Annotated in this window: 9 protein-coding genes and 1 rRNA gene; all 10 read left to right on the top strand. The window is 68.6% G+C overall.

Annotation, left to right across the window (positions count from 1 at the left end):
* Window positions 1–88 (top strand): 5S ribosomal RNA (gene rrf, locus ACIBJB_RS47195); the annotation flags it as partial.
* Window positions 89–150: 62 nt separating this feature from the next.
* The gene (locus tag ACIBJB_RS47190; protein WP_326665960.1) at window positions 151–795 is read left to right on the top strand and encodes an HAD family hydrolase; all 645 of its coding nucleotides are present in this window, start codon (window positions 151–153) and stop codon (window positions 793–795) included.
* Between the two features lie 69 nt (window positions 796–864).
* The gene (locus ACIBJB_RS47185) at window positions 865–1548 is read left to right on the top strand and encodes a VC0807 family protein (RefSeq protein WP_398940342.1); all 684 of its coding nucleotides are present in this window, start codon (window positions 865–867) and stop codon (window positions 1546–1548) included.
* 66 nt (window positions 1549–1614) lie between these two features.
* Window positions 1615–2826, top strand: coding sequence for an MFS transporter (locus ACIBJB_RS47180; protein WP_398940341.1), 1212 nt, complete (start codon window positions 1615–1617; stop codon window positions 2824–2826).
* Entirely contained in the window at window positions 2777–3949 is a 1173-nt protein-coding gene (locus ACIBJB_RS47175; RefSeq protein WP_398940340.1) for an acetoin utilization protein AcuC, read from the top strand. The genes ACIBJB_RS47180 and ACIBJB_RS47175 overlap by 50 nt, the downstream gene beginning before the upstream one ends.
* Window positions 3950–4105: 156 nt before the next feature.
* Complete coding sequence (locus ACIBJB_RS47170; RefSeq protein ID WP_398940339.1) at window positions 4106–4921, top strand: phosphatase; 816 nt, start codon at window positions 4106–4108, stop codon at window positions 4919–4921.
* Between the two features lie 129 nt (window positions 4922–5050).
* Entirely contained in the window at window positions 5051–5260 is a 210-nt protein-coding gene (locus ACIBJB_RS47165) for a helix-turn-helix domain-containing protein (RefSeq protein ID WP_016437488.1), read from the top strand.
* A gap of 177 nt (window positions 5261–5437) precedes the next feature.
* Entirely contained in the window at window positions 5438–5536 is a 99-nt protein-coding gene (locus tag ACIBJB_RS47160; protein ID WP_003948845.1) for a 30S ribosomal protein bS22, read from the top strand.
* A 206-nt stretch (window positions 5537–5742) separates the two neighbouring features.
* On the top strand, window positions 5743–6804 hold the full coding sequence (locus ACIBJB_RS47155) for an NAD-dependent epimerase/dehydratase family protein (RefSeq protein ID WP_059205096.1): 1062 nt from the start codon (window positions 5743–5745) through the stop codon (window positions 6802–6804).
* Between the two features lie 14 nt (window positions 6805–6818).
* On the top strand, window positions 6819–7841 hold a 1023-nt coding region (locus ACIBJB_RS47150; RefSeq protein WP_398940337.1), incomplete at its 3' end, for a lysophospholipid acyltransferase family protein.

The raw sequence follows: 7841 nt of genomic DNA, 5'->3' as shown, positions 1-7841 counted from the left end.
CGGTTACATTCCGAACCCGGAAGCTAAGCCTTACAGCGCCGATGGTACTGCAGGGGGGACCCTGTGGGAGAGTAGGACACCGCCGAACAATTTTTGAGGAAACCCCCGTTCCATTCGGAACGGGGGTTTCCTGCGTTTAGGGTCGATACCATGCGCTACGACCTCGTCATCTTCGACAACGACGGTGTTCTCGTCGACAGTGAGCCCATTTCCAATCGGCATCTCGCCGCGTATCTGACGGAACTCGGGCACCCGACCTCCTACGAGGACTCCATCCGCGACTACATGGGCTCCGCCATGCACCGCATCCACGACCTGGTCCTGGAACGGACCGGGCGGCGGTTGCCGGAGGACTTCGACGACGTCTTCCACGCGCGGGTGTTCGCCGCGTTCGAGCGGGAGTTGCAGCCGGTGGCCGGCGTGGCGGGCGTACTGGAGAAGCTGGCCGCGGACGGGGTGCCGTACTGCGTCGCGTCCTCCGGGAGTCATGAGCGGATCCGGGTGGGACATCGGGCGACCGGGCTCGACCGGTGGTTCGCGGACGAGCGGATCTTCAGTTCACAGGATGTGGGGCGGGGGAAGCCGGCGCCGGATCTGTTCCTGTACGCCGCCGAGCGGATGGGGGTCGAGCCCGGGCGGTGTGTCGTGGTCGAGGACAGTCCGCTGGGCGTGCAGGCGGCTGTCGCGGCCGGGATGGACGTGTACGGATTCACCGCCATGACGCCGGCCGCCAAGCTCGTGGGGGCCACCCAACTCTTTTCCGACATGGGGGAGTTGGCTGACCTGCTGGTCTGACATTTGTCATGCCGAGGTCCGGACGATCGTTTCTACTGGCACCCCCTCGCCGGACGAGAAGCTGAGGGCATGACGACGAAGACGAACTCGAAGCGCGCGAACCTGGCTCCTCTGATCGTGGACGTGGCTGTGCCCATCGGGGCGTACTACCTGCTCAAGGACGGGCTCGGGACGAGCACGCTGATGGCGTTGGGCCTCAGCAGTGTCGTGCCTGCGGTGCGGACCGGCTGGAGCGTGGTGAAGGAGCGAGCGGTCAACGGTCTCGCCGCGCTCATCCTCGTCGTCAACGTCGTGGGGCTGCTGCTCAGCCTCGTCGCCGGCGACCCGCGGCTGATGCTCGCCAAGGACAGCGGGGTCAGCAGTGTGATCGGGATCGGCATCCTCGTCTCCGTCGCGCTCGGGAGGCCGATGATGACCGCGGGGATGAAGCCCTGGCTGGTGAAGGGGATCGCGGACCGGGAGGCAGCCTGGGCGCGGCTCCAGGACGGGTCGGCGGACTTCCGGCGGGCCGAGCGGCGGTTCTCCGTGGTGTGGGGGGTCGTTCTGCTCGCGGAGTGCGTGCTGCGGGTCGTAGGGGCGTACACGCTGCCCGTGGACACCATGGTCTGGCTCGGGTCCGTCGTCATGGTCGTGGCGATGGCCGTGGCCTTCCTGGTCAGCGGGGCCGTGGGCGCCGGACCCATGGCCCGGATGCTGTGCGCCGAGGCGCAGGCGGGGGCCGTATCGAGGCCCGAGGTCGCCCTCGCCCGATAAAGCTGAGCCAAATTCACCTTTGGCTGGATCTACCCACGAGTACGCCGGGGCCCTACGCTCGCCGCCATGACAGATGTGCTGCGGCGCGGTAGGGCCTCGCTGGCGTTCAGCTTCTTCGCGCAAGGTGTTGCCTTTGCTCTGCTGGTGACGCGGATCCCCGCCATCCAGGACCGGTACGGCGTCTCCGACGCGTTACTGCCGGCTTTCCTGGCCGCCGTGCCGATCCTCGCCGGGGTCGGGAGCGTCTCGACCGAGCACCTGGTGAAGCGAATACCGCCCAGCCGGCTGCTGCGGTTCGCTCAGCCGGTCGTGCTTCTGGCGCTGCTGGGGGTGGGGGCCGGGGACTCGACGGTCGAGCTGGGAGCCTCGCTCGGCGCCTTCGGGCTCGCCGTGGGCATGCTGGACGCGTCCATGAACATGCTCGGGGTGAGCCTGCAGCGGGCGTACGGGCGCAGCATCATGCTGAGCTTCCACGCGGTGTTCAGTCTCGGCGGCATCGCCGGCGCCTCGCTCGCCTGGGTGGGCGCGCACTGGCATCTCGCGCTGTTCGTGTCCTACCTGCCGGTCGTGGTGGTGCTGCTGCCGCTGTGCCTGGTGGGGAGTCGGTGGTACGTCGACGCGGGAGCCACCGTGGTGGAGGAGAAGCCGCAGGGCGGGCAGACGGTGGCCTTCAGGCTGCTGCTGCCGCTGTGTCTGGTGATGACCTTCGCGTACATCGGCGACTCCACCGTCTCCAACTGGAGTGCGAAGTATCTGGATGACGTGCTGGGGAGCTCGGAGCAGCTGGCCACCGTGCCGTACAACGTGTACATGGTGACCACGCTGATCGGGCGGACCCTCGGGGACTTCGGGGTGCGGCGGTTCGGGGCCGCGACGGTCGTACGGCTGGGGTCGTTGGTGGCGGCCGGCGGGTTCGCGGTGGTGGCCGTGGCGCCCGGACCGTGGGTCGGGATGCTCGGGTTCACGCTGTTGGGGCTGGGCTTGTGTGTGCTGGTGCCGCAGACCTTCGCGGCGGCGGGGCGGTTGTTCCCGGGGGCCTCGGATGCCGCGGTCGCTCGGCTCAATGTCTTCAATTACGTGGGGTTTCTCGTCGGTTCGCCGTTGGTGGGGGCCTTGGGGGACGCGTGGAGCTATCGCGGGGCCATGCTGGTGCCGATGGTGTTGGTGCTGGTGACGCTGGTGTACGCCAAGTCGTTCGCGGCTCAACCGGACCGATACGGTGGCGGGCATGAGCGGCCGCGCACAGCTGATGTGGGACGAGGCAGTAACGGGCTATGACTTCGGTCCGGACCATCCGATGGATCCGGTCCGGCTCGACCTGACCCGGCGACTGGTGGATGCCTTCGGTCTGGACCGGGACGTGGAGGTCGTGTCCGCGAAGGCGGCGGGCGAGTCGACGTTGCGGCTCGTGCACCGGGAGGACTACGTCGAGGCCGTGAAGGCGGCTTCCGTGGACCCTGGGGCGGCCGACCAGTCGTACGGGCTGGGGACGATGGACGATCCGGCCTTCGAGCGGATGCACGACGTGTCCGCGCTGATCGCCGGGCAGTCGGTGGGGGCGGCGGAGGCCGTGTGGCGGGGGCAGGCGCTGCATGCGGTGAACTTCGCGGGTGGGCTGCATCATGCGATGCCCGGCGGTGCCTCGGGGTTCTGTATCTACAACGACGCCTCGCTCGCCATCGCGCGGCTGCTGGAGCTGGGGGCCGAGCGGGTCGCCTATGTGGATGTCGACGTGCATCACGGGGACGGGGTGCAGGCGGCGTTCTGGGAGGATCCCCGGGTTCTGACGATCTCGTTGCACGAACATCCCCGGACGTTGTTTCCGCAGACCGGGTGGCCGGAGGAGACGGGTGCGGACTCGGCCGAGGGCAGTGCCGTGAACGTGGCGTTGCCGGCGGGGACGGGGGACGCGGGGTGGTTGCGGGCGTTCCATGCGGTGGTGCCGGAGCTGATCGCCGACTTCCGGCCGGATGTGCTGGTGACGCAGCACGGGGCCGATACGCACTTCGAGGATCCGCTGGCGCATCTCGCGGTGTCGTTGGACGCACAGCGGGCTGTGCAGGTGGCGTGTCATGAGCTGGCGCACGAGTACGCCGGGGGGAAGTGGATCGCGCTCGGGGGCGGTGGGTACGCGGTGGTGGATGTCGTGCCCCGGTCCTGGACGCATCTGGTGGGGATCGCCGCTGGGCGGCCGGTCGAGCCCGAGGCGATGATTCCCGAGGGGTGGCGGCAGGAAGTGTTCGCCCGGACCCGGCAGTTGGCGCCGGCCCGGATGACAGACGGCCGGTGGCCGGTGGCCCATGCGGAGTGGGATGCGGGGTACGACCCCGCGGACCGGCTGGACCAGGCAGTGCTGGCCACTCGGCGGGCGGTGTTTCCGTTGCGGGGGTTGCTGGCATAGGGCGCCCAAGGATGTGCCGCGTCCGGTCGTCGGGCGTCGGCGGGTGCGTTGTGGCTGGTCGCGCAGTTCCCCGCGCCCCTTGGGCACTACTCCGACCGTGCGGTGTTTCCCCGTTCCCGCCCCCCTGACCCGCTCTCGTCCGCCACCATCACTCACGTGTTGAGCACCGGTGCCCTGCGCGCCCATCTGCTGGCCGCTCGTCTGGCCGGGCCCGTGGCCACCTCCCGGGAGGAGAGTCTGCGGAGTTATCGGTTGTTCGCGGCTCGGGATCCGAGGGTGCTGATCGGGATCGATCCCGAGTGGTCGTGGAGTGAGCGGGATGTGATCGGTCTCATGGCCGACAAGTGCGGAGTTTCTGCGGATCCGCGGCACACAAGTGGCCATGATGTGATCGATCCTGACCGAACCCTCGTCGCCCTCGATGCCTTCGCGGAGCGGCTTCAGGCGGTTGCCCAGCGCAAGGGGGCCGTGCTCCTCGGCACCGGCCATCCGCACCGACTGCTCGGCTTCTACGCCGCCATCGCGGACGCCCTCTCGGCGGCGGGATGTACCGTCCTCACCCCTGCGCATGGTCACTGTGTCGACATAACGACCCGGTTCGGTCTACGCACGTACAACCTTGACTACGTACGAGGAGTCGCGCTCGTGCGGCAACCGGACGCGAAGCGCTCCGGTGGTGAGACCGGCGCACACTCGCATTCGCCGCTCCCGGTTCGTACCGTGCTGGCGGCCGCTGCCGAGAGCGGCGGGCCGCTTCCCGAGCTCGTGGTCGGGGATCACGGATGGGTCTGCGGAGCAGGTCAGCTGGGGTTCGAGGCCATTGGGCCGGCCGATACGGATGACCCCGCGCTCTTTGTGGGGGAGGCCGAGGGGGTCGTGTCCGTCGTCGTTCCACTTGATGACGCTGTGCGGTCCGATTACTACCTGCCGCTGACCCGCTACGTACTCAATCGAGCGTGTCTGTCACAGTAGGCCGCCGATGGGTGCACCTCTTCCCCACTTGCATCACCCGCCCCTACATTGGGGAGTGAGCACGCAGCGACGAAGAGTCACCGGAAGGGGAAGCCGGTGGCCGTCGAGTGCGGAAGGTTCAGGTGTGTCATGGCTGCTGAACAGAGGCCTCTGAGCGAGGTTCAGTTCCTTACCGTGGCGGAAGTCGCCTCGGTGATGCGAGTGTCGAAGATGACCGTGTACCGACTGGTGCACAGCGGTCATCTGCCCGCGATCAGGGTGGGGCGGTCCTTCCGCGTCCCCGAGAACGCGGTTCACGAGTACCTCCGCGAGAGCTATGTGGGGGTGGAGACGGCCTGACGACAGCGGATCCGGGGAGGTCCCGAGGGGGCCTCAGGGCACTCGTGGACCCCTGCCTGATCTCCCCGGTTCACCTCGATTACGACCTCAGCGCTCGGGCGGGTAGGCTAGCCCGTCGAAGGTCGTATGGGCCCATGGCGCCCAGCACCGAGTGATGAGAAGTGAGCGAGGGTAGTCGTGGGCTCTGTTATCAAGAAGCGGCGCAAGCGGATGGCCAAGAAGAAGCACCGCAAGCTGCTCAAGCGCACGCGCGTTCAGCGTCGCAACAAGAAGTAGGCGACGCTCCGGAAGCGTGTGTGTGGCCCCCCACCTATTGCTGGTGGGGGGCCATACGCGTGTCAGGACGTACTCCGTGGGCTGGATGTCGTCACCTCGTGCAGTGGGCGGTCATCACAGCGCAACAACAACCCGCTAGGTTGGCGGCACACGGGGAACGCGGCACAGGACTAGGGCGTACGAGGGCTGGAAGGAAGGCGCTGATCTTGGGAAAGGTCGTGCTCGTGACCGGGGTGGCCCGACAGCTGGGGGGCCGGTTCGTACGACGCATCCAGCGTGACCCGCAAGTGGACCGGGTGATCGCCGTGGACGCGGTGGCGCCGGAGCACCATCTGGGCGGTGCCGACTTCGTCCAGGCGGACATCAGGCAGCCCGGCATCGCGCGGGTACTGGCCGAGACGGCCGCCGACACCGTCGTACACCTGGATGTGACGGCGATGGCGCTCGGCAGCGGGAGCCGGACCACGGTCAAGGAGACCAACGTCATCGGCACCATGCAGCTGCTCGGGGCCTGTCAGAAGTCGCCGAACGTCAAGCGGCTCGTGGTGAAGTCCAGTACGAACGTGTACGGCTCGGCGCCGCGGGATCCCGCCGTGTTCACGGAGACCACGCCGCCCAAGTCCCTGCCGTCCGGCGGCTTCGCCAAGGACACGGTCGAGGTCGAGGGGTATGTGCGGGGCTTCGCGCGGCGGCGGCCGGACGTGGCCGTGTGCGTGCTGAGGTTCGCCAACATCCTGGGGCCGACGGCGGACACCCCGCTCGCCTCGTACTTCACGCTGCCGGTGCTGCCGACCGTGTTCGGGTACGACCCCCGGTTGCAGTTCGTGCACGAGGACGATGTGATCGAGGTGCTCAGGATCGCCTCGCACGAACCGGAGCGGGGCACGCTCAACAGCGGCACTTTCAACATCGCGGGCGACGGGGTCCTGTTGCTGTCGCAGTGTTCCCGGCGGCTCGGGAGGCCCACCGTGCCCCTGCTGCTGCCCGCCGTCACCTGGGCCGGGTCGCTGGTGCGGACGCTCGGCATGACGGACTTCTCGCCCGAGCAGATCCGGCTGCTCACCCACGGCCGGGTCGTGTCGACGGTCCAGATGCGTGAGACGCTCGGATTCAGGCCGAAGTACACGACGGCGGAGACCTTCGCGGAGTTCGCGCGCAGCCAGGGCCCCGGGCTGCTGCCGCCGGAGGCCCTCGCGGGGGCCGTCGACAGGATCGCCGCGCTGCCCCTCGCGGGCGGCGGCCACCCCCCGACGCAGAGCGCCAACTGAGGAGCGCATCAACGATGGCGGACGCCAAGGTCATTCCGTTCGACGACGACCGGTCCCGTGCAGGCGCCGTACAGCGGCCGGCGCGGCGCCGTGGTGCGGGGAGCCGGCGCACGGGCTCCGAATCCGGGCTGGTCCGTGAGGTCCAGCCCCTGCCCAGCAGGGCCTCCGCGCAGGATGATGTTCCTGTGACGCGTGAGGAAGAGCCGCCGCAGCAGGCGAACGACGAGGGCGGCCTGGAGCGGCGGATCGCCGGAGGCCTCAGCTTCCTGCGCCGCCGGCTCACCGGGGACTACGAGGTCGACGACTTCGGCTACGACGAGGAGCTCACCGACCAGGTCCTGATGTCCCTGCTGCGGCCGGTGTACGAGAAGTACTTCCGGGTCGAGGTGAAGGGCGTCGAGAACATCCCGGCGGAGGGCGGCGCGCTGATCGTCGCCAACCACTCCGGGACGCTGCCGCTGGACGGCCTGATGATGCAGGTCGCCGTCCACGACCACCATCCCGCGAACCGGCACCTGCGGCTGCTGGCGGCCGACCTGGTGTTCATGCTGCCGGTGGTCAACGAACTCGCCCGCAAGGCCGGTCACACCCTCGCCTGCGCGGAGGACGCCGAGCGGCTGCTGGGGCGCGGTGAGCTGGTCGGTGTGATGCCGGAGGGCTTCAAGGGCATCGGCAAGCCGTTCAGTGAGCGCTACAAGCTCCAGCGCTTCGGCCGGGGCGGGTTCGTCTCCACGGCCCTGCGTCAGCGCACCCCGATCATCCCGTGCTCGATCGTGGGCGCGGAGGAGATCTACCCGATGATCGGCAACGCGAAGACGCTGGCCCGTCTGCTGGGCTTCCCGTACTTCCCGCTGACGCCGACCTTCCCGTGGCTGGGTCCGCTGGGCGCGGTTCCGCTGCCGACGAAGTGGACGATCCAGTTCGGCGAGCCGATCCTCACGGACGGTTATCCGCCGGAGGCCGCGGAGGATCCGATGCTGATGTTCAACCTGACCGACCAGGTCAGGGAACAGATCCAGCACACGCTGTACAAGTTG

Source organism: Streptomyces sp. NPDC050759 (assembly GCF_044456945.1).
In the GTDB taxonomy this organism is placed as follows: Bacteria; Actinomycetota; Actinomycetes; order Streptomycetales; family Streptomycetaceae; genus Streptomyces.
This window is presented reverse-complemented; position numbering and strand designations above follow the sequence as displayed.

Excerpts from the sequence above, each read along its gene's own strand:
- ACIBJB_RS47190 (WP_326665960.1), top strand. The coding sequence starts at position 151 with ATGCGCTACGACCTCGTCATCTTCGACAACGACGGTGTTCTCGTCGAC.
- ACIBJB_RS47185 (WP_398940342.1), top strand. The coding sequence starts at position 865 with ATGACGACGAAGACGAACTCGAAGCGCGCGAACCTGGCTCCTCTGATC.
- ACIBJB_RS47180 (WP_398940341.1), top strand. The coding sequence starts at position 1,615 with ATGACAGATGTGCTGCGGCGCGGTAGGGCCTCGCTGGCGTTCAGCTTC.
- ACIBJB_RS47175 (WP_398940340.1), top strand. The coding sequence starts at position 2,777 with ATGAGCGGCCGCGCACAGCTGATGTGGGACGAGGCAGTAACGGGCTAT.
- ACIBJB_RS47165 (WP_016437488.1), top strand. The coding sequence starts at position 5,051 with ATGGCTGCTGAACAGAGGCCTCTGAGCGAGGTTCAGTTCCTTACCGTG.